Consider the following 16,742-nt stretch of genomic DNA (forward strand, 5'->3'; position numbering starts at 1 on the left):
CCTTACAGAAGCAAATCGATACGACCGGCGAAGACGTGGAGACCGTTCACCACATCCGACGGAATACGGGCATTCAGGCGGTTAACATCCTGGCTGTCGCGTTCGACAATCAGCGCATCCTTATTGGCGTCAACTTCCTCAATGATTTCGAGCTCTTCCAGCTTCAGCAGCACGTCATAGAGCTCGCTGCGGACCAGCGGAGGCGTACGCGTAGAGAGCTTTTCACGCGGGAAGCGCAGCGCAATACGCTCACGGCAGGCTTTACGCACATAATCCAGGGTTCGGATGGTCGTCAGGTCCAGCAGGGACACATCATCGACGCCGCTGGCATTGCGGGTATAGGTCGTGATGGCCCGGACGATCTGCACCGTCTCACCGGAACCCACTTCAAACGGAGTCAGGCCGTTATGCAGCGCGTTTTCCTGCTCGGTTCGTCCAGGGCGGCTGGCGAGGTCCGTCACATCCAGCGCGAGCGTCAGGGTGTTAAGCGGTCGGGCCGGGTCTTCTTCACTGGCAATACGTGCGCCATATGCCGCCGCAATCTCTGCCGGCAGCATGACGGAACCGTTATGCCAGCCCACCGTAATACGCCCACTGTTGATTTGTGACGCCAGCGTGGTACCGCCGGCAAGCGTACCCCGCCAGCCGGCGACGCCCACCGCGCCACGTTGCTCCATCGGGCCGGAAACAAAATCCAGATGGGTACGCAGTGCTGTCAGTGTTGCCTGGGTGCAGAACGGACTGATGATGATGTTATGACCTGCAGCCACGACGTTCGCCAGCGCCGGCGCGATATCCGGGTCAGTGGCTCCACTGGCCATCGCAACGATGGCAGTCGTCGTACCTGACGCGGTGGTCTGCGCACGCAGGCTGATATCGTTGCCGGCGGTACCTTTGTTCTTCGCGGTCAGCGTAAGGACGCCAGCCGCCACTGCGGCCGTAACGGGCAGTTCCGGCTGATTGTCGATCGCAGTCTTCATTGCTGCAGCAATGGCCGTTGCAGTGTCTGCCGCACTGACGGCCACATCCACGCGGGTTTTACCGACCCACAGGCTGACAACGCCCTGCGAGCTGGCAGGCCCTGTGATGGTCAGCGTACCGGCGGCGGCAACGCCGGCGCTCGCATCGCTGACACCGATAACGGTCAGGTCAAGATAGGCATAGGTGCTAATGGCCGTCACGACCATAAGGTGCGCGACGGACCCGTAGCCAAAGTAAACCGCAGCCTCATCGCCGCTGAATACACTGGTGGCCACAAGCGGATCGAGGCTACCGGAGGCGAGCATCGGGGCGACAATCAGCACCTTCTGCGCGTTCGCCGGCAACGTGCGTACCGCAAGTCGCGTATTGAACTCGAAATACTGCCCCGGCTTGCGGATGCTCGACGGGATATTGTCGAAAGAAATATTCGGGCTGGACATTATTTAGTTCCTTTGCCGGTAGTCGCTTCAGTCACTTCGACCAGGTCGCTCTCGTTAAGACGGCGCTGGTAATAGGTGCTCCCGGGAACCTCTACAGGCTCCTGCTCGATGTAGCGGCGGGGGTTATCCTCGCGCGGTACTCGGATCCCTTCACGGGCTTTAACTTTCATGATGAATAATGTCCTCAGCAGCGAACGGCTCCCGGCCGTTCAGGAAATACTGCAAATCAGTGGTCAGCCAGGCCGGATCGTCTTCGCTGCTTGCACCGCCATACTCGCCAAAAATCTGGTCAGGATGGCCGGGCGGCAGGTCTGCAGGAGCCAGCGGGAAGCGGCCATTTTGCAGTGATTCAGAATCAAAACGGGTGTCGAACTCGCAGGCAAATACGGACATAGCGGCCTTCTGGACCTGCGTGTTAAACAGGGTTCGCACCTTGCCGGGCATCAGGTGGTCAATCGGTAACCCTAAATCCTGCCGCGCCAGCAGCCGGCGTATGGCGTAAACCAGCTGGTAGGAGCCGACCTCGTTGAATGACGGCCCACCGTGCCGGGTAGCCTGGTCACTGCGCACGCTTCGCGCGCCCGCGATGACCACAAAACGCCCGGTATCACGCCACTTATTACGGGCGGTGCTCAGCAGCTCTGAACCCTGTACACCGCCAAACGTGACCCATACCCCCGGCAACTGGCGAACCACCTCAGCAGGTTCGCCATCGAGTTCGCCACTGTAGGAACGCACCTCGCGGACCAGTTTGCCGAGCCCCCGGGTGAGCCTGTCGATAATGGCGGATTCGATTTGCGTGATAATCAAAATGCACCCCCATCCGTTTCACTGCGCCCGAAAACCCGGCCATTCGAGGAAAAGCGGGAAACACTCCCGCCCTGAGCGACTGAGCCATCCGGGAGACGGCCCAGCGTGATGCGGCCATCAGCCACACGCTCCAGATACCTGATTGCGTCTTCATAACGTTGACGTATCTCCTCCGTGTTCTGCGTCTGTGCGCCGGTCAGTTCGTACCGGGCAATATCGCAACATTTACCCGTCAGGATCCCGGGCGTATCGGTCCATGGCACCGGATAACGGCCAGCAAGGTAGCTGTCGATGGTGGCGGTGGCCCGTTCTAGGCCACCGTTCAGCACGTCGTCGTCAATCTCACCGGTATAGTCACGATCGGAAAGCGCGATACATTCCGTTTCACCAAACTGACTGACCATATCGTCCCGGGTTGCGTACATAGCTGGCTCCGCTTACTTTTTCGCTTTAGCCGAAGACTCAGCCGCTGCAGTATCGTCAGCAGCGTTATCCTTCGCCTCCGGTGACAGGCTCGCCGTCTGAAGTGCCAGCGCTGCCTGCAGACGATCGCGGTCAGTGGTCACTTCCTCCAGCTGGGTCTCCAGCTCCTGAATGCGTCCCAGTGCGGCCTTCAGCTTGTCGTCATCGCCGCTAATCGCGCCGGTATGCACGACCAGGGCCGGCTCGGCACGCAGGATGGCGATCTGCTCTTCGGTAAAACTGCCATCCGGCCAGGTCACAGGCACGTCACGGTGTGCCACACCACAGCGACGGAACCCGTCGCGCTTGGAGGTAATCGTAATTTCAGGCATTTATGCATCCACCCCGGTTGAACCAAAAGCCATCTGCCAGAAGCCATAACCGCCGTTGGAGCGGGCTTCGGCACCAAATTTGTATTTCTTCAAAAGGAAAACGTCGTCGCTGTCCATATTCGTCTGCTCAACGAATACCGGCTTTTTACGCTCCTGGTAGACCAACGGCTTGACGGGCTTGGTAGTATCAAAGAGATACCATTCGGTATCCGTCGCCAGCCCTGGCCAGACCAGTACTTTCGCTGTCCCCTTGTAGATGTTCGGCGTGTTATCCGGGAATCGGTCAGCCGTCATCAGGTAGTTGGCGGTATCTTCCAGCGCCGGCGGGACAACCAGTACGCCAGGATTGATACGCAGACTTTCCCCTTCATCATCCTTAAAATCACGCATCGCTGAACGACCGGCACCGTAGGATGCCTGAGCCGCTGCGAACGTCGCCGCAGACAGTTTTTTGGTCCCTTTGTTGGAAGCCGAGTTTTTACCCACCGGATGATCGGTATCGAAGAAATACTGACCGTCATAGCAAAGGTTGGTGAAACCACCACTCATCAGTCGCCCGATGATATCGGCCGGCAGTTCTGCTGCCGACTGGCCCGCGCCCTGTGCCTGCTGTGCATAGCCCAGCATGGTGTCGTCTTCGATGTCGTTACGCTCGACCTCAATGGTCGCTTCCCAGTCTTTGTTACGGATGGTGTAGCTGAAGCCTTCAAGGGCTTTCACCACTTTTTCACCAATCCACTCGCGCATTTTCGGGAAGCGCGAAAGCCAGGCGTAGTTTTCTTCTTTGGTGGTGGACGGCACGACCATCGCAATCTGCTGCCAGTCGTTTGGCGTCTGATCAAACGCATTCTGAAAGGTCTTCTTGAGACCGATAAAAATGGTTTTCAGGTTCTGCTTGTTAACAATCACGGCTGCTCTCCTTAAATTTCAACCCAGACGCCGTCGGACTCGACGGCAATAACTTTACCGGCCACCGGTCGTGCATCGGTGTTGCTGGTTTTTGCCACGGTGATGCTGTCGGCGACATAGCAGGGCTTACCGACATCTGCCTGGGTTACGGCATCCCCGGAAAAGTTCGCCAGCTTCCACGCCTTACCTCGACGCACGAGAACAGAGGTCGCCCCGGCCGCACCGGCGGTGTTATCGGCATACTCATCGGAGACGCCGAAGATGGTCAGGGCCGCAGTGGCTGCCCCCGGAACAGCCAGACCACTGGCGTTGATGCCGACCAGGTGTCCGCCATAAATCATCGTGGCCGCAGCCACAGGCACGGCGACCAGATCGCCGTTACGCCAGGGAGTATTACGATCAGGCATTGCCGGATTCCTCTTTAAAGTTGTTCGGATCAAGCCCCATGATGCTGAGCATCGCCGGATTCAGCTCATCGTCCGGGGCGGAAATAGTGCGGGATAGTTGACCTGCAGGAGCTCGGCCACCGGTCTGAGTAGTCGTCAGCGCGGCGATGCGAGGCTGCTTACTCAGATGATCACGGAGTTTGTCGGGGCTGGATTTGGCCAGCGCCTCCGCCCAGCCTTTCTGCGCCGGCAACAGACGGCCGTCAGACAATGCTGCCTGAATCAGGTCGGTGGACTGCTGCAGCGTCAGTTGAGCAATTTGCTCTTCACCGGATGCGCGGGCCTGCTCGATCGCCTGATTCATGACGTCAACAGAGACCCAGCGTGCCGGATCCGGGGTTTCAACCTGAGACGTCAGCGCAGCGACGCTCGCTTCCAGCCCGTTAATCCAGGCAAGACCGGCGGCGGCCTGGCTGTCCGAAGCCTTAATTTTGTTAATGAGCTTCTGTAGCTCGTTCAAAATGTCGGCTTCCGTTGACGAAAGCGGCAGTCCCAGAAACCAGCGGAGCTGCTCCAGTAAATCTTCCATTGTTGAATCCTCAGTTGAATTGATGGCCAGCAGAGACGCGGCGGCAAGCATCGCCTCATCCATACCGTCCAGGGCGGGCGTATTGGTCAGGGCCGCGTTGATTAACGTGGTGACCAGACCACTGGTGTCGTACAAAAATACGGGGGAAATAAATTTGTATTCGCCGGCGTCGATAGCGGCGGCGGCGGCCTCAGTCCATTCGACATCGACCGCGAACAGACCCACACCCTCGCGCCATTCCAGCTTTTTGAACCAGCCGGAAGCCGGAGCCGGCAGACCGTTCTTCGCCGATCGCAGGGTCTGGTGTTCGTAGTCGATGACATAGGGGGTCTGGCGGGCGTCAGCCGCCGCGATAAGCGCGGCCGCGATAGTGCCGTCAATAAACCAGCCGTCAGGGCATTCAGCCGGGCGACCATCGCCGGCACGGAAGGTGCCGGCCGGTAACAGCTGGATCACGCCGCGAGTGGCGGCGTTGATAACCTGTGAGAGTGACGCGATACGAGTTTTCATGACGCTGACATTACGGGGATGCCGGCGACGATTTCAGTTGAAGGACTTCAGTGGGTATATAAAGGAAGGAACCGCGTCAACATCATGTCACTCTGTCAGGGTGCAGGGCAATAGCGCTAAACGCTTTTAAACCGCTTTTAAAAACGCCTGAACACCCTTTGAAGGTAGTTCCGTTCCGTTTAAGACAAAGAAACGCCCTGTGATGCGTTACAGCGCGTTTTTGGTTTTCGCGGGTTATCGGTAGATCTGACTGAAATAATTCGCCGATTTTTCTTCCATAGCGCTGACGTCGGATTCGGCCAGAAAAAGAAACGGGCGGGCAGGCATTTTAATCTCATACGCCGGGATGGTATTCCACTCTGCGTAATTAGCTTTACTCTTGCGGGCAAACTGATTGTTCAGGGTGCCGTCCTTGTTCTGGTGGTAATAAGCCTGCTGGCTACGGGCGGGGATGCTAATCTTACCACCCGACTGGTGAATGCCGGCATAGATGACATTGGTCCCGACGGTCGCCATATCGTTGTCGCTGTACTGAACGATGCTCGAAGCCAGCCGACCAGACCGCTGCAGTATCTGACCTGGCCCCCGCCGCTTAGCATAACGTGGGCTCCATCCGAGCCACTTAGGCCGGCCTTGTTGCTCGAAGTTCTCCTGTACGGCATCCTCCATCATCCCGGCCAGCATTCGCATCAGTGGCGCACGATCCTCAAAGCTCCTGATGAGCTCGCCCAGCGAGCGCTCAAAGTCGGTGACGTCAAAAACGATTTCATAGGCCATTTAACGCACCCTCCAGTAACGGTAATTCAGCCAGCGACTGCAGGGATGCCGGTGTCAGTTCTGCACCGCCGTCCGGTAACTGCAGCGCGTAACCGGCAGCGTTCTGCCCGGGAACGGCCCGCACCTGGTGGAGTGACTCGCCATTGCGGATGACATAAAGCAGATCGTCACCATCAGCCAGAACCGCTGCAGGCTGGCGCAGCTGTGCCGGCAACAGCTCCCAGAGCGGCCCGGGTGACTGTACCACCGCGCTGTCGGTCACCGTCATCACTGCGGCGTCGGGCATACGGCCACGACTGGCCAGCGCATCGAGCGTGCGGGTGCTGAGTGCGCCGGCATGACGGAAAGCACCGGCTGGCTCACGCAGCAGCGACTGGTTCACGAAGCGGCGCATGTCGGACGTGATCGCGTCAAGCAGCTGCGGCTCCGAAAGTGTGTGCTGAACAGCCAGCGCGGCCATCTGTGGTGGTGCTGTGGTTGAGCGGTCCATCAGGCGTTGACCGAGACCCGCCAGCCAGCCCTGACCCGGATTATGGCCAAAGCCGGCATCAGGGGTATAGAGCTGGCCGTTGTAGCGGAACGCCTGCACCTCGCGGGTATCCTGCGGCCCCCATGCCTGCTGTACGGTTTCCAGATGCCCCTCGCTCGACCAGACGGAGATGCTTTTGCTGTCGATATCGTTTTGCGAACGTGCCCGGACGCGGCAGCGGCATCCCCAGCCATCGGGCGGATAGGCAAACTGCCAGATGGGATCGTCATAACGGGCCGTCAGTCCGTTCAGCGCCGCGTGTGCGGGCCGTGTGCGCAGGTCCATGACCGCCACGCGCGTCCAGTACGGGCGGTCGGCGGCGTTCTCCATCTGCTGGGCGTAGCGGCCGGCACCATAGGAGGACTGCATATTGGTTTCAAAGATGGTGCGTAGCCGGCGCGGGGTTAACTGCTTGCCCTCCAGTACGCCATCCTCATCGGCGACCAGCTTCGCCTTATCGGCCAGCCAGCCTTTCTGCGTCAGCTTCTGCGTCATCTGCCGGCGGAACTGTTCCAGCGTCAACCCGTTGTCCAGTGAGTCCTGCAGTCCTGCGCGAACGTCCTGCAGGATATCCTGGCGAAGGATGCCGGCGACGGTGAACGCCGTCGCGTGCGCCCGCGCCTCCACCTCATGCCAGTTAAAGCCTATGGTGTAGCCCTTGGACTGGAAATACTCGATGGCCTGCGCCGGCTTCAGGCCAATCGCATAGCTCAGGTCAACGCTGTCAGGCATCGGAATTCAGCCGCCCCCATACGTCCGCGACAAAAAGCGCCTGCTCCAGCAGGGTCACCAGCTCGCTGTCGTCCAGATCCGGGTAACTGCCGGCAATAATATCCATAGCCTCATCAGGCAGGCGGCCATCCTGCAGGGCAGCGACCAGCGGCGCAATGAGGTTCTGCATGGCGGCGGCGATCTTCTCCGGCACCGGACGGCCGTTATCCAGCGCCTCCTGCGCCGGGTCTGACAGCTCTGCGGCGGTGGTCAGGGCAGCAATGCGCCGGAACCGCTGACTCAGTGCAACGGGTAACGGTGTGCCGGTCTGGGCCGGGGCCACCAGTACGGCCTCATCTTTCTGGGGAACAGGAATACCCAGCTTTGTATGCACCCAGGATGCCGGAATGGTTTTCACACCCGATTCCACCAGGTTTTTCACCCCTGCAGAGAAGGTTTCGATATCTTCGATATCCCGGGTATCAAATACCAGTTTAGGCAGCTTGCGGCGTGAAACCTCATACCCGTTAATCCGCAGCAACATATCAATCATGTTGCGAAAGAACCCCTCCAACTGGCGGGCATCCGCGACCAGGATATCGTGGCGGACGTCGTTATGGACGTTACCCAGCGCATTGGTGGAAGTCTTGCCATCGGCCTGGCTGGTAAGCGTGGCCCCGAGAATGACTTTAGATTCGGTGCGTTCACACCAGTCCATCATCGCGACGAACGGGTCTGCCTGGCCAGATGCTGCCGATTTAAAGTCAATATCGGTACCCTGCGGAATAATACCGGCCGCGTTATGGCCCAGGGTGACCAGCGCTTCGAACAGCGCGTCTTTGTCCTGGTCCGTTGCGCCGGCCATATATTTACCGACTCGTGCCGGCAGACCATAAATCTCCAGAAACTCCGCCAGATCACGAACCGCAAAGTTCTTGAACAGGTACGGCCAGACCAGCACGCGATACAGGCCAGACTGACCGGTAAAGCCTGTTTTCGCGTTATGCTTGTGTACCATCCAGCCGAACGGCATCAGCTCGGCACCCTCGATGCTGCCATCATTCAGGCGGATAATATCGCCACGGTCGGGGCGAGCCTGGAACCAACGATGCGGCCGCAGGTGGGCTTCGCTGGGTAGCCAGACATTCTCTTCAAGCTCCCACTCCAGCTCCTGACAGCTGAAACCATGCCCGATCGCGTCCGCTGCCTGCAGGATGATATCTTCCAGATTATCCAGTGAGTCGAACCACTCCTGAACCATCGCCGCGAGGTTCTTCTCTTCAGCTGTCGCGTTACGGCGCGGCTCGATGCTCCAGTCGAGACCCAGCAGCGCATTCTTACGCTTGGCCATCTCCGAGAAAATATGGCCGTCCTTTTCAACCATATCGTCAAAAAGGTCTGCCTGCGCGGAAAGATAACCTTGCTCGGCTTCCTGCAGTAGCCGGGGCAGACGGCGAATCGTCAGCCCCCGCGACGGGTGATCGGGATACGTGCTGTTAAGCTGAATCATCCGTGCTGTCTGCGGCGCTTTGGTTACCGCCTTATCAAATGGGCGGCCCCACTGATCAACTATCTTGCCCATTACCATCCTCCGTTACCAAAGCGCGAGCGGGAACGCTGGCGCTGCTGGCCTGAATGTCTGTTGTCATCATCTCTGTCATCGTCCTGCCGGCGAGGAACGTGGCGGAAACCGTCGCGCGTCCCAAAGGAATTGCACAGCGCCCAGAGCATATGCAGGGCATCCGGGCCATCGTCATGGTCTGCCATCGGAAAATGGCGGAGCTGCTCTATCAGGGTGACCTGAGTCGGGCTGAGCCGAATTAGTTGGTTGAACACGTAGGGCTGCAGCGACTCGATACGCAGGATTTTGTCCGAGTGCGGAATAACCGGCATCGCCGGTACCGGGACCCCGAGTTCTGCCGACTGTCGGACCAGCTCGGTACGCAGGAACTCCTGAAACTGGACCGCCTCAACCGACCAGCACAGGCATCCGTATTCGCGCTGTAGCGCGATGGTGTCGCTGATAATCACGCTCGGCAGACGCTTTTTGATGCGGGCTTCGACGACATCCAGGACTCCGGTCATCCGGTTAAACCCGCCAACCAGGATCGCCGACGGGTCGCGGGAATTGCCGTTCTTACCCAGGCTGGGGTCGATGCTGCCAAAGAATGACCATTCCTTCAGCCGGTTAACCCAGAAGGAGATACAGGTGGCGAACGGCGCATCATCGCCGCTGACCGGGTCATTCTGGTATTCACTGTCGAAGGTGCTGTGACCGTCACGGGCGCGGATCAACATCAGGGTATAGAGTGGCCGCGCTGACCAGGAAACTACCGCGCCGGCTTCCATTGCCTCCCGATGTTCATCGTAGAACGCCCGGGCCAGCAGCTCGCCGTCCTCGTCATTGTTACGCAGGACTTCTTCCCACTTATCCCACAGTGTCATGTCTGACGGCCAGGTGATCAGCGCTTTAAAGCGTTTACGTTTCCACAGGGGATTCTTCAGGGTGCGTGACAGCACCGAGTCGTAATGCAGAATAGTCCCGATGTAGATCACATCGAACTTGGCCCCCGCGCCACCCAGCGGCAGGACGGTCTTTTTCAGCCAGTTATCCAGCTTGTCGCGCTGGTCCGGGTTGCGGACCAGCTCATCGTTCTCGATATCATCCAGTACAGCCAGATCGGGACGATACGGACCATGACGCAGGCCGCGCAGCTTTTTACCGCTGCCGGCAACCTGCACCTTGATGTCGGTGGCGGTCAGGATGGTACCCATCTGCCAGACACGGCCAGCCCCACACGCTTCGGGAAAATCCATCTTCAGACGCGGGTTCCAGCAGAGCTCAGCCTTAATGGCTTCCAGCATCGGATACGCCTGGTCGATACTGTCCATGATGATGACCGGGTATTTTTTCAGCTCCAGGATGATGCACCAAAGCGTACAGAGCTGGCTGACAATGGTCGATTTGGCCTCACCGCGCGGGGCCGCTATGGCATCCTGCTGACTGACGGTCGAGGTGACGATTTCAGGCAGACGCTGAAACAGGAACTTATGCAGCTCCGACTCATCTTTATGGCGGATATAGTGCGGGAAGTAATTCTGCACGAAGTAACGAAAGCCGTTAACCGGATCCCTGACCGCCTCACGGCGCTGATTGACGGCCTCCTGAGACGGGTCAAAGCCGACCTGTTCCGCCTCGATGGACCGGCGCAGCGATGCGGCCAGCTCGTTGAGCTGGGCCTCAAACTCCTTTTTGTTCAGGGAGACATTCTTTTTACGCGCCACAGTTATTCCCCGATACGCGAAAGCGGGACCGTCTGCCCGGCCAGTTCGTGCGTGCAGTCCGCCAGATACTGGATAAGGCCATCGCGCACAAAACTGTGACAGACACGGTGCTGGTCCTTAGCCCGGTCATCAAAAAATGCCGGGTTATCGCTCGGCTCTTCCCAGGTCACCAGGATACTGGGGTTAAAAGTCGGGCGAACATAATCATGGTTCCAGTCCCAGCGCGGGCCGTCGCCCTGGCCAATGGTCACCTGATGGGGAAAACCGCAGCCCGGGCAGATGAAAGACAGGCGATCGTGAGACACATTTTTCACAACGGCGGAAATAAACATGATTTATTCCCCCTTTAAAGCGTCGTTAACAGCCTGTTCAAAGCGGTCTTTAGCGCTCCAGCGTTCGTTACGCATAGAGTATTCCAGCTCTTCAACGCGGCCATCGAGCAGGTGAACGTCGATACGATCCTTAAACTCCGGCGCGATGACGTAAGCCACCTGGCTGGCCATCACGCTGACGCGGGAATTCACCCGGATTAATTTGTCAGCCATAGTGTTTTTGCACCTCATTACCAAAGGGTTCCAGCACCTGGACAAAGGCTTCCATATGCTTCGGGTATTTTTCACTGATGAAGGTACTGAGCATCGTCAGCACTTCCATGGCCGTGGCTAGCTGCGAGGTCTCCGGCAAAACGCGCTTGCTCGCCACCGTCGCTTTATTGAAGGCATCACTGAGACTGGCCAGCAGCTCAACGCGTGCCTGTGGCGGCAGCTGTGAATCAACGTTGAGCTGTTCAATGGTGGTCTGATACTGGACCAGCAACCCCATCAGGATGGCCCGGCCGACGTCCTCCATACCATTACCCGCCAGCACGTTCGCGGCACGGAGCTTGTCCCAGTCGTCGCCGCTGTCCTGCGCGTCTTTCTTCCAGCGGGCGGCCGTCGCAAAACTGACGCCGCATTGCGAAGAAACGATCTGCAGTGACAGCTGGCTCTGAATATAAAGCCGCCGTACTTTTTCCCTTGTCTCGGGCGGATGCGCCATATCAGAACCCCATCTTGGCCTTGATTAAGGAAATGGTCGTCACGACCAGCCCGCCCGACAGCGCCCCGGTCAGCCCGCCGGAGATAGCACCCTGACGGATAACCCGGGTTTCCATCGCATCAATACGCCGATCGATACGCATCACCGCCCCGGAGATTTTCTCCAGCTCCGGCATGATGTCGGGGGAGAACGGCCGGCGCTGTTCTGTCAGCAACTGCTGCAGGAGCATTAACGGGTCATCGCTGGCCAGCCTGACCGACGGCGTCACGTTTGCTGTGGTAATACGACGCTGCCGCCGCTTTTGTCTGGCCTTCATGTCCTGTCTGCCTTCTTGTCCAGTTTGTCGAGGATGCGGTTCAGTGAGTTCTTGATGTCCCGGATGTTGTCCGATACCAGGCTGTAATCACGCGAGGCATCGTCCCGGCGCTGGTATTCGGTTCTGATACGGTCAACCGATTCTTCCAGATCGCGGATATCGAGCTGCAGGCGGCGGATCCAGATACCGCCGAACAACGTGACAAGACCGAGAAGTAACTGGTAAAGCTGGTCTGGGTTCATTGTGGCTCCTTACCGTAGAGCTGGCGGATGGTGTTCAGTTTGTTGCGGATGAGCTGGCACCATTCGCCGTATTCGTTGCTGTGGCCGAGGATTCCCCGGGGAGAGAGTCCGCCGCCGGCGCTGCCGGCATCGCCGGAATATCCAGCATTTCCGCTGTTGGCTGCTGACAGGTATTGACTACAACCGGGTCCGGCTGGGTAGCCGAGGTTCTGCTGGTACAGGCACAAAGCGCCAGGACCGATACCAGTCCAGCTAGCACCATCTTTGCGTGCGAGTTCATCAATTTTTTCCTTCAGTTTTTGCTGTGCGATCGTCAGCGCTTTGCCTTTGGCCAGCAGCTCCCCGGACAATTTGTCCGCCTGCTGGCGGTAGTGTTCAGCAAGATTTACCTGAGCCTGCAGCTGTGACTGGTTCTGCCTGGCCTGATCGGCATCCGTTTTTTCGCGCTCAATCTTGTAATCGTCGAACGCCTTCTGGACGGTCGCCGTCGCGTTGTTCGCCGTCTGTACATCTCCACGCATCTGGCTGGCGCATACCTGAATACCAATCCAGATCCCCGCAAACAGAATCAGCGCTATAGCAACCAGCCAGGGGAGCAGCGGTTTAACCAGCGTCCAGAGTTTACTGACCATCAGGAGAACCTCCGTTTGTACCGGTGGCAGGCTGATCGCGCTTCATGGCCACCAGTTTGGAGCCGATGTTATGGCCCGCCCACGCGACGATGTAGGCGGTAAACATCCACTCCTGCAACTGCAGGCTGTAGCCGTACCAGATGACGATCGCGGACGTGACCAGAAAGGTAAAAAACGTAATAGTGTCGCTGGTGCTGAGCCGGCCCGACGGGTTAGATATCAGTTCTTTGAGGGACATAACGCCCTCCGGGCTTTCTCGAAGAGCATGGCGCGGTCATTAAGGCCAACCAACGCAGGGTTAATCTTGCGGGTAACTTCGACCACGTTGGCCGCATCCGCCGGCGCATTACAGCCGTGCTGATACCAGAACCAGGCGGCAGAACGTGCGCCATGAACCGGCTCCAGCAACAAATCGGGGTTGTTCAGCAGGTCCAGCCCCAGCGCCTGACCGCAGGCACGATAGTTGTTTTTGAGGGTGATCTGAATCGGTCCACGGCCACGATAGCGCCAGCCGTCACCGGAGGACTCCGGGCCGTTGCCACCCTGGTTGGCATAGACAAAATTGGCGGTCGCTTCCGGCCTGCCGACGAACTGCTGAGCCAGTGCCAGTTCGGACGGCTCAATCTTACGATTTTTGTTGAGATCGAAGTCGGAACGAAAAATCATCGCCAGACGCGCAGCATCGCGGTAGTACAGGCTTTCGACGACTCGGGTAAACCGAAGGCTCTCATGCCCGAGCTGTGCAATAAAGCCAGCCTGGCGCAACGGGGTATTGATAAAGAATTCGGCCATGGCCGCATTCAGCGGATCAAGCCATTGCTGCGCTCGCTGTTGCGTAATGCCGGCGGCACGCTGGAAGTCATTGAGATTCATGTACTGACACCACGGAAAATAAAGGTGCTGTCAGTATCGCGGGAGGGGGATCAGGGAATCAGGTGAAGGGGTTCAGTGGGTTACTGTGTAACGTCAATAATTGCTACATTATCATTTTTGGCCTGCGGGTTAATTATATTCTGCTTGCATTCTCGCTTCGCATTTTCGTAGTTGCTTTTTGTTATATCAAGCGTGGCAGAATTCATCATCTTATCAGTCCAAAGGTCTCTGGCAGCCGTCCCCAGCTTAAAACAACCATGAAATGATGAGGTAAGCTCTGATCCGAACTCGGAGTCCGCTTCATTGATAAGCGCGTTTAAGTCGCTGTTAATAGCTTTCCACATCGCAGGATTTCCTTGCCGATATGACTCTTTCGCCTCATCGGTATTCACCATAACTGCATTAACTTTTGTGTAAAAATCCTGAGCTATCTTTTGTTTATTCTGAAGGTCTGATTTATCTGCATATGCAAACAAAGGAATGACCATAGTAAGTATTGTGATTATTTTTTTCATAGCTCCTCAGAATAATTCGTTTTGATTCATATTAGATTTTTCTACTTTTTGTTGCGCCAGCAGCTGCCATCCGAAGCGATCACTAAAACCATAACGCGGGCATAGCTGAGTCATGGCCATCAGTGAAGAGGTGCCATCCTGACGAACGGTGTCAAACTCAGCCAGGAACCGACGGTTACGCAGCTCACGTAACGCCCGATCGCAACGAGGAAGATAAAGCACCTCACCGCCAAAGTTTTTGATCAGGAGTTGGGTATTGTGGTCGCCGATGGTATCGCGGAGAAGAGCGGCGCGGTTAGCGCCGAGAGCGCGGAGACCTTTACCAATAGGGAAAGTGGTACCACCGAACGCGGATAGCAGCTGCTCGGTGGCCGGGAAGCCAATCAGGTCAGCTATCTGTATTACTGCCGGGGGCAGTAGTTCTGTCACCTGTTGCAGATTCATCTGTTGTCTCCCGTTTTTTACGCCGTTTTGCGTCTATGGCCAGCGCCTGCATCAGCTTGGTTAACTGTTCATCCGTCAACCATTCCACACGCTTTACCTGAAACATATGATCGCACATTTTCTCGGCATAATTCCACGGGCGTTTTGCATCTGCAAGCAAAGCTTCAATTTTGCTGAGCATCGTTTTGCGCGAACGGGCCACATTTGGCCGCTTGCCGTGACGGGCTGACTGGCGGGGGAAGCCCTGCTCATGCATGTATTCACGCACGGCCTGCAGCTCGTCGAGGGAACATTTTGTGGATGAGGTTTTGCCGTTACACAGGCGGGCCAGAACAGCGCGATATGTCGCGTCATCCCAGCCCAGATGAGCCTGACCGGCTTTGATGGCCCCGATAAGGCCGCGTTTTGCTGGAGTGGACATATTACCTCCTGTTGGTTGCCATTACGGCAGGCACTCCGCAAAGTGCCTGCAAGAATGACTCACTGAATGGGTTCGAGTTTATTAACCGACACGCCCCCGATTTTCCCGGCAACCCGGACGACCAGCCGGCCGTTACGTACATGCCAGGCTTCAGAGGTGGTGATAACTTCTTCCACTTCAGGCATCCCGGGAACGATGTAATACCGGAACCGGGAGCCCACCGGATAACGCAGGTTAAAGTTACCGGCGGTCATATTACGCAGGAGGTTCTTCATTGTTCCCCCGAAGGCAATCAGCAATGCTGATGAGACCGTTGTTTTGCAGATAGCCCATCGCCGCTTTAGGTAATTTGTTATCTGGGCTGGCAGAGCGAAGCGCCAGCGAAAGACGTTTAATCCACATAACCAGAGCTCTGGTCTGTTGGTTCTTGCGGCGTTCCTGTAGCTCTTCCAGCGCCGCAGCTATGTCCTGAAGGTCTTGCGATAACTCAATGGTGAACACGCCTACTTTTTCTAAAAGAGCGTCAATTCGCTCGTCTGTTAATTCTCTGGTCATTATTTTCATTCCTCTCTGAATTCACGAATAAAATCACCAACCTCTGGAAATGCAGGCCGCCAGATGTGCATTCCGCATTTACGGCAGATAAAATGTGAGCCGTTACAGCGAATAAGGTGAGTTTCAAAACGATGCCCAAGAAACAGGCATCGGACAGTGGTGAGAGCGCTGATATTCATGAATTACCCCTTACAGCCAAGAATATATTCATTGCCTTATCAGTTAGTTTGGTGGTGCGGTAACGCTCTATACCCCACACAATCGCATAACAAATCCAGAGGTAGTGGACGCTGTACGCCTGGAGACCTTCAATCCCATCCCAGATGTCGTACGCGATGACATCACTTGGGAAATAGGCGCTATCGAGGGCATGATACGCATCGCTCTCTGTGGTGAAGTTGTTGTCCTTCAGCTCACTAATAGCGTTTCTAACTTCTTCAGCATCATCATCGTCGTCACACTCTTCAATATAGGCATCGAGCCACTGCTGTAACCCGCGATCAAAGGCCTGTGCATCGAACTCGAAACAGGGCGATTCACGTCGACCACGTCCTGCACCAGCTTCAAATTTCTCGGACCAATAGCCAGGGTTAATAAGAAAGCTTTCCTGCCGCCCGAAATGGCTGGCCGTGAAAAAATCGAACATGTCTGTGATGCGGCTAAAGGTCCACGTTCCCATATCGCCGGTGACGCACAGATAGCCTGGCCATGTAACCAGATCAAACCGATAACTGTTACTGCCATTACGTGAAAACTCCAGATGACGATAAACACCATCATCGCGGTGAACCTTCATTGTGTGATTGGCAGTATTTATCAGGAATCTATTTAAAACATCTTTGTCATGACTCATTTGGTAATTTTCCTAAAAAATAAAGTTAAAAAGGACGATAGCTAATGCTGAAATAAAGGTGATGAAGATGACTGACCAGAAACTACGACGTTCTGCCGGATCCCTGAATCTCGATGCGTCAGTCATCAGCTT

At 56.7% G+C, this 16,742-nt stretch carries 26 protein-coding genes; all 26 read right to left on the reverse strand.

Annotated elements, in window-relative coordinates; translation table 11 throughout:
* Window positions 1-2: 2 nt before the first annotated feature.
* Entirely contained in the window at window positions 3-1,421 is a 1,419-nt protein-coding gene (locus R0140_RS10310) for a phage tail sheath C-terminal domain-containing protein (RefSeq protein WP_317703989.1), read from the reverse strand.
* Complete coding sequence (locus tag R0140_RS10315) at window positions 1,421-1,591, reverse strand: DUF2635 domain-containing protein (protein ID WP_317703990.1); 171 nt, start codon at window positions 1,589-1,591, stop codon at window positions 1,421-1,423. The genes R0140_RS10310 and R0140_RS10315 overlap by 1 nt, the downstream gene beginning before the upstream one ends.
* Window positions 1,581-2,231, reverse strand: a complete 651-nt coding sequence (locus R0140_RS10320; protein WP_087731946.1) for a DUF1834 family protein — start codon at window positions 2,229-2,231, stop codon at window positions 1,581-1,583. Before R0140_RS10320 ends, R0140_RS10315 begins: the two co-directional genes overlap by 11 nt.
* Window positions 2,228-2,656: a gp436 family protein gene (locus R0140_RS10325; protein WP_110540631.1), complete on the reverse strand. Its 429-nt coding sequence runs from the start codon at window positions 2,654-2,656 to the stop codon at window positions 2,228-2,230. The genes R0140_RS10320 and R0140_RS10325 overlap by 4 nt, the downstream gene beginning before the upstream one ends.
* Before the next feature lie 12 nt (window positions 2,657-2,668).
* Window positions 2,669-3,025 carry an HI1506-related protein gene (locus R0140_RS10330; RefSeq protein WP_275047676.1) on the reverse strand — a complete coding sequence of 119 codons (357 nt, stop codon included), beginning with the start codon at window positions 3,023-3,025 and terminating at the stop codon, window positions 2,669-2,671.
* The gene (locus R0140_RS10335; RefSeq protein ID WP_087731944.1) at window positions 3,026-3,934 is read right to left on the reverse strand and encodes a Mu-like prophage major head subunit gpT family protein; all 909 of its coding nucleotides are present in this window, start codon (window positions 3,932-3,934) and stop codon (window positions 3,026-3,028) included. It lies immediately after the preceding gene.
* Window positions 3,935-3,945: 11 nt separating this feature from the next.
* Complete coding sequence (locus R0140_RS10340; RefSeq protein ID WP_087731943.1) at window positions 3,946-4,341, reverse strand: hypothetical protein; 396 nt, start codon at window positions 4,339-4,341, stop codon at window positions 3,946-3,948.
* Window positions 4,334-5,419, reverse strand: coding sequence for a phage protease (locus R0140_RS10345; protein ID WP_317703991.1), 1,086 nt, complete (start codon window positions 5,417-5,419; stop codon window positions 4,334-4,336). Before R0140_RS10345 ends, R0140_RS10340 begins: the two co-directional genes overlap by 8 nt.
* Window positions 5,420-5,653: 234 nt before the next feature.
* Window positions 5,654-6,196, reverse strand: a complete 543-nt coding sequence (locus R0140_RS10350) for a phage virion morphogenesis protein (RefSeq protein WP_087731941.1) — start codon at window positions 6,194-6,196, stop codon at window positions 5,654-5,656.
* A complete protein-coding gene (locus tag R0140_RS10355) occupies window positions 6,186-7,457 on the reverse strand; it encodes a phage head morphogenesis protein (protein ID WP_317703992.1) in 1,272 nt (423 codons plus the stop codon). The genes R0140_RS10350 and R0140_RS10355 overlap by 11 nt, the downstream gene beginning before the upstream one ends.
* Window positions 7,450-9,018, reverse strand: coding sequence for a DUF935 domain-containing protein (locus R0140_RS10360; RefSeq protein WP_275047673.1), 1,569 nt, complete (start codon window positions 9,016-9,018; stop codon window positions 7,450-7,452). Before R0140_RS10360 ends, R0140_RS10355 begins: the two co-directional genes overlap by 8 nt.
* On the reverse strand, window positions 9,018-10,721 hold the full coding sequence (terL, locus tag R0140_RS10365; protein WP_275047672.1) for a phage terminase large subunit: 1,704 nt from the start codon (window positions 10,719-10,721) through the stop codon (window positions 9,018-9,020). The genes R0140_RS10360 and terL overlap by 1 nt, the downstream gene beginning before the upstream one ends.
* 2 nt (window positions 10,722-10,723) lie before the next feature.
* Window positions 10,724-11,053: a ubiquitination-like system serine protease family protein gene (locus R0140_RS10370; protein WP_071199237.1), complete on the reverse strand. Its 330-nt coding sequence runs from the start codon at window positions 11,051-11,053 to the stop codon at window positions 10,724-10,726.
* 3 nt (window positions 11,054-11,056) lie between these two features.
* On the reverse strand, window positions 11,057-11,266 hold the full coding sequence (locus R0140_RS10375; RefSeq protein ID WP_020804740.1) for a hypothetical protein: 210 nt from the start codon (window positions 11,264-11,266) through the stop codon (window positions 11,057-11,059).
* Window positions 11,259-11,759, reverse strand: a complete 501-nt coding sequence (locus R0140_RS10380; protein WP_087731937.1) for a DUF1804 family protein — start codon at window positions 11,757-11,759, stop codon at window positions 11,259-11,261. The genes R0140_RS10375 and R0140_RS10380 overlap by 8 nt, the downstream gene beginning before the upstream one ends.
* Window position 11,760: 1 nt before the next feature.
* The gene (locus R0140_RS10385) at window positions 11,761-12,075 is read right to left on the reverse strand and encodes a hypothetical protein (protein WP_317703993.1); all 315 of its coding nucleotides are present in this window, start codon (window positions 12,073-12,075) and stop codon (window positions 11,761-11,763) included.
* Window positions 12,072-12,317: a hypothetical protein gene (locus R0140_RS10390; protein WP_064360196.1), complete on the reverse strand. Its 246-nt coding sequence runs from the start codon at window positions 12,315-12,317 to the stop codon at window positions 12,072-12,074. The genes R0140_RS10385 and R0140_RS10390 overlap by 4 nt, the downstream gene beginning before the upstream one ends.
* Complete coding sequence (locus R0140_RS10395) at window positions 12,314-12,949, reverse strand: hypothetical protein (protein WP_317703994.1); 636 nt, start codon at window positions 12,947-12,949, stop codon at window positions 12,314-12,316. The genes R0140_RS10390 and R0140_RS10395 overlap by 4 nt, the downstream gene beginning before the upstream one ends.
* Window positions 12,939-13,187, reverse strand: coding sequence for a DUF2644 domain-containing protein (locus R0140_RS10400; protein WP_048756496.1), 249 nt, complete (start codon window positions 13,185-13,187; stop codon window positions 12,939-12,941). Before R0140_RS10400 ends, R0140_RS10395 begins: the two co-directional genes overlap by 11 nt.
* Window positions 13,169-13,822, reverse strand: coding sequence for a glycoside hydrolase family 19 protein (locus R0140_RS10405; RefSeq protein WP_215811372.1), 654 nt, complete (start codon window positions 13,820-13,822; stop codon window positions 13,169-13,171). The genes R0140_RS10400 and R0140_RS10405 overlap by 19 nt, the downstream gene beginning before the upstream one ends.
* Before the next feature lie 80 nt (window positions 13,823-13,902).
* Entirely contained in the window at window positions 13,903-14,337 is a 435-nt protein-coding gene (locus R0140_RS10410; RefSeq protein WP_087731935.1) for a hypothetical protein, read from the reverse strand.
* Window positions 14,338-14,343: 6 nt separating this feature from the next.
* Window positions 14,344-14,781 (reverse strand): Mor transcription activator family protein, encoded by a 438-nt coding sequence (locus tag R0140_RS10415; RefSeq protein ID WP_317703995.1) that lies wholly within the window; start codon window positions 14,779-14,781, stop codon window positions 14,344-14,346.
* Window positions 14,726-15,202 (reverse strand): gp16 family protein, encoded by a 477-nt coding sequence (locus R0140_RS10420; RefSeq protein ID WP_087731934.1) that lies wholly within the window; start codon window positions 15,200-15,202, stop codon window positions 14,726-14,728. The genes R0140_RS10415 and R0140_RS10420 overlap by 56 nt, the downstream gene beginning before the upstream one ends.
* A 59-nt stretch (window positions 15,203-15,261) precedes the next feature.
* The gene (locus R0140_RS10425) at window positions 15,262-15,477 is read right to left on the reverse strand and encodes a hypothetical protein (RefSeq protein WP_317703996.1); all 216 of its coding nucleotides are present in this window, start codon (window positions 15,475-15,477) and stop codon (window positions 15,262-15,264) included.
* Window positions 15,458-15,757, reverse strand: a complete 300-nt coding sequence (locus R0140_RS10430) for a hypothetical protein (RefSeq protein WP_317703997.1) — start codon at window positions 15,755-15,757, stop codon at window positions 15,458-15,460. The genes R0140_RS10425 and R0140_RS10430 overlap by 20 nt, the downstream gene beginning before the upstream one ends.
* Before the next feature lie 175 nt (window positions 15,758-15,932).
* Window positions 15,933-16,610, reverse strand: a complete 678-nt coding sequence (locus R0140_RS10435) for a hypothetical protein (RefSeq protein ID WP_317703998.1) — start codon at window positions 16,608-16,610, stop codon at window positions 15,933-15,935.
* Window positions 16,611-16,742 lie beyond the last annotated feature (132 nt).

It is taken from the genome of Klebsiella sp. w6, assembly GCF_033100215.1.
Classification (GTDB): Bacteria; Pseudomonadota; Gammaproteobacteria; order Enterobacterales; family Enterobacteriaceae; genus Klebsiella; species Klebsiella variicola.

Excerpts from the sequence above, each read along its gene's own strand:
- R0140_RS10410 (WP_087731935.1), bottom strand. The coding sequence starts at position 14,337 with ATGAAAAAAATAATCACAATACTTACTATGGTCATTCCTTTGTTTGCA.
- R0140_RS10415 (WP_317703995.1), bottom strand. The coding sequence starts at position 14,781 with ATGAATCTGCAACAGGTGACAGAACTACTGCCCCCGGCAGTAATACAG.
- R0140_RS10430 (WP_317703997.1), bottom strand. The coding sequence starts at position 15,757 with ATGACCAGAGAATTAACAGACGAGCGAATTGACGCTCTTTTAGAAAAA.
- R0140_RS10385 (WP_317703993.1), bottom strand. The coding sequence starts at position 12,075 with ATGAAGGCCAGACAAAAGCGGCGGCAGCGTCGTATTACCACAGCAAAC.
- R0140_RS10395 (WP_317703994.1), bottom strand. The coding sequence starts at position 12,949 with ATGGTCAGTAAACTCTGGACGCTGGTTAAACCGCTGCTCCCCTGGCTG.
- R0140_RS10350 (WP_087731941.1), bottom strand. The coding sequence starts at position 6,196 with ATGGCCTATGAAATCGTTTTTGACGTCACCGACTTTGAGCGCTCGCTG.
- R0140_RS10360 (WP_275047673.1), bottom strand. The coding sequence starts at position 9,018 with ATGGGCAAGATAGTTGATCAGTGGGGCCGCCCATTTGATAAGGCGGTA.
- R0140_RS10380 (WP_087731937.1), bottom strand. The coding sequence starts at position 11,759 with ATGGCGCATCCGCCCGAGACAAGGGAAAAAGTACGGCGGCTTTATATT.
- R0140_RS10345 (WP_317703991.1), bottom strand. The coding sequence starts at position 5,419 with ATGAAAACTCGTATCGCGTCACTCTCACAGGTTATCAACGCCGCCACT.
- R0140_RS10310 (WP_317703989.1), bottom strand. The coding sequence starts at position 1,421 with ATGTCCAGCCCGAATATTTCTTTCGACAATATCCCGTCGAGCATCCGC.
- R0140_RS10435 (WP_317703998.1), bottom strand. The coding sequence starts at position 16,610 with ATGAGTCATGACAAAGATGTTTTAAATAGATTCCTGATAAATACTGCC.
- R0140_RS10420 (WP_087731934.1), bottom strand. The coding sequence starts at position 15,202 with ATGTCCACTCCAGCAAAACGCGGCCTTATCGGGGCCATCAAAGCCGGT.
- R0140_RS10390 (WP_064360196.1), bottom strand. The coding sequence starts at position 12,317 with ATGAACCCAGACCAGCTTTACCAGTTACTTCTCGGTCTTGTCACGTTG.
- R0140_RS10315 (WP_317703990.1), bottom strand. The coding sequence starts at position 1,591 with ATGAAAGTTAAAGCCCGTGAAGGGATCCGAGTACCGCGCGAGGATAAC.
- R0140_RS10405 (WP_215811372.1), bottom strand. The coding sequence starts at position 13,822 with ATGAATCTCAATGACTTCCAGCGTGCCGCCGGCATTACGCAACAGCGA.
- R0140_RS10400 (WP_048756496.1), bottom strand. The coding sequence starts at position 13,187 with ATGTCCCTCAAAGAACTGATATCTAACCCGTCGGGCCGGCTCAGCACC.
- R0140_RS10375 (WP_020804740.1), bottom strand. The coding sequence starts at position 11,266 with ATGGCTGACAAATTAATCCGGGTGAATTCCCGCGTCAGCGTGATGGCC.
- R0140_RS10330 (WP_275047676.1), bottom strand. The coding sequence starts at position 3,025 with ATGCCTGAAATTACGATTACCTCCAAGCGCGACGGGTTCCGTCGCTGT.
- R0140_RS10355 (WP_317703992.1), bottom strand. The coding sequence starts at position 7,457 with ATGCCTGACAGCGTTGACCTGAGCTATGCGATTGGCCTGAAGCCGGCG.
- R0140_RS10340 (WP_087731943.1), bottom strand. The coding sequence starts at position 4,341 with ATGCCTGATCGTAATACTCCCTGGCGTAACGGCGATCTGGTCGCCGTG.
- R0140_RS10425 (WP_317703996.1), bottom strand. The coding sequence starts at position 15,477 with ATGAAGAACCTCCTGCGTAATATGACCGCCGGTAACTTTAACCTGCGT.
- R0140_RS10370 (WP_071199237.1), bottom strand. The coding sequence starts at position 11,053 with ATGTTTATTTCCGCCGTTGTGAAAAATGTGTCTCACGATCGCCTGTCT.
- R0140_RS10325 (WP_110540631.1), bottom strand. The coding sequence starts at position 2,656 with ATGTACGCAACCCGGGACGATATGGTCAGTCAGTTTGGTGAAACGGAA.